A 1872-nucleotide genomic window follows, 5' to 3' on the forward strand; every position below is an offset into this window, starting at 1 on the left:
CTAACCGATGCGGGGACTGTTTGCCAGGGTGCAATGATGGTGCATTACGACACCGAGGGCAATTCGTTTGTTAGTGAATATACCACGCTTCAAACGGTTGCGGATGGCACGGCAAGATGGTTCCTATTGGGGCCCATGCTTATCCCGGACGCAATACCCAACCATATCGACTGGAAACAAGGTTATGGAGAGCTGGATTTCAAGTTCAAACTGAAGCGCAGTTCAGGAACGGGTACAGTTACGATGGGTCAATACCGGTTAATGACTGGTAACGTTGTGTACATACCAACCAATCTAACGGCTTATCATAGTTTCATCCTGGACGGGAGCAATGTATATGTGTACAACAGTCTCAACGAAAAAGAGGATGGATTGGCTACCGTATATGGAGATGTAATCGAGCTAGAGCCGGGAAAGTATAATCACCTGAACACAGTCCCGATGACAATTGCCAGGGCGGTGAACACAACGGATACCGTGACCTTCAACCGAACCTATATTATCCCGCGCTGGAGCACCATATAATGAATGATAATGATCTGCGGATCATCATATATTCATCCGGGACGGTTGTTGATACACAGATGACCGGGATGGTCAAAGATCATACCGGGTTGAGCTTCGATACCATTTATCCGGGCGGGTTATATTCACAGTGCCGGTTTTTCGTGGCTGGCGACCCAACCAAGCCTCATCCAAGTATCAGCAATAAGCGGATCGAGATACTTAATGGACTAAAGACTTTATGGGAAGGTCAGATCGATATCTTGCAGCCCACCATCCAGGGGCAAAATGATGGATACGGTTTTGAGTGCACCGGGTATTGGGGTGCATTTTTAGGGAGAAGCCGCTGGGATAAAGTATGGTGCGATACCAGGATATCGGATGATATTTGGGAGTGGCAGGTCACCGGCGGGACAGAATCACAATTCAAACTGGATCGGTATAACCGGTTGCGGTTCATGCCTGGAAACGAAGTATATGTTAACACGGACTATGCCGCTGTGAGATATGTCATGCCTACCAGTCAGGCAGTAAATCATATCACGGGTAATTATGATCTTAATGAAGGTATACAAAATTGGTATCTGCAGGCGTGGGATGTGGCAGCGGGTACCGCATTTGGAAGTGTAACCGCTTCTGGGACCGGGAGCTTTGATTGGATTCCTGCCTCAGCTGGAAGCCCAGGGACCGTAGATTTGCGATTTTGTAGCGGTGCATCCCAAACCGGAGATATTGACAATCTGTATTATGGTGAGCTGAGCAATATCAAGGTGTATGGGGAAGCCGGGACCATAAGCTCAACAGAAGTATTGAAAGATTTTGTCGGACATTTCACCGGATTGAACGTGGATACGAATTATATTGCGGCAAACACGGTAACCCACGAGCCTTGTTTTATGCAGTGGGAGCCAGCAGCGGAGTTCATTGCAAAGCTGGCCGCGTTTGGAGATACATCCTATAATCCCTGGTCGGCAGGGGTAAAAGCATCATCGGTGGCAGGGACACCTAACGGGAAGCCCGTGTTATATTTCGAGCAGCAACCCAGTTTATCCGGTTATGATTACGTGCTACGCCTGGATGAAATTGATGGGCAGGTCACGCTTGACCAGGTGTTCGATGAGATAACGAATGCAGTGATCGTGGAATATACGGATGCAAACGGGAATAGCGCCATAAAATCACATCTGGATGATTCTACGTTGCAGGACAATACCAGCGGGGCTGCTTATGGATGGAGATATACCAAACTGAGCCTGGGGAATGTGGGGGAGACCGAGGCGCTCAATTATGCAAGGCGATACCTGGCATGGTTCAAGGACCCGAAATGGAGAATGTCCAGTCCAATCGTGGTGAGGGGAACGATAAGGA

At 48.6% G+C, this 1872-nt stretch carries 2 protein-coding genes; both read left to right on the forward strand.

What is annotated here, in order from left to right; translation table 11 throughout:
* Positions 1 to 525 (forward strand): hypothetical protein (locus HWQ67_RS17395; protein ID WP_218253962.1); only part of this gene is annotated, 525 nt, incomplete at its 5' end.
* Positions 525 to 1872 (forward strand): hypothetical protein (locus HWQ67_RS17400; RefSeq protein WP_218253963.1); only part of this gene is annotated, 1348 nt, incomplete at its 3' end. The genes HWQ67_RS17395 and HWQ67_RS17400, both read left to right, overlap by 1 nt.

The sequence above is a fragment of the Candidatus Magnetobacterium casense genome, from assembly GCF_019173545.1.
In the GTDB taxonomy this organism is placed as follows: Bacteria; Nitrospirota; Thermodesulfovibrionia; order Thermodesulfovibrionales; family Magnetobacteriaceae; genus Magnetobacterium; species Magnetobacterium cryptolimnobacter.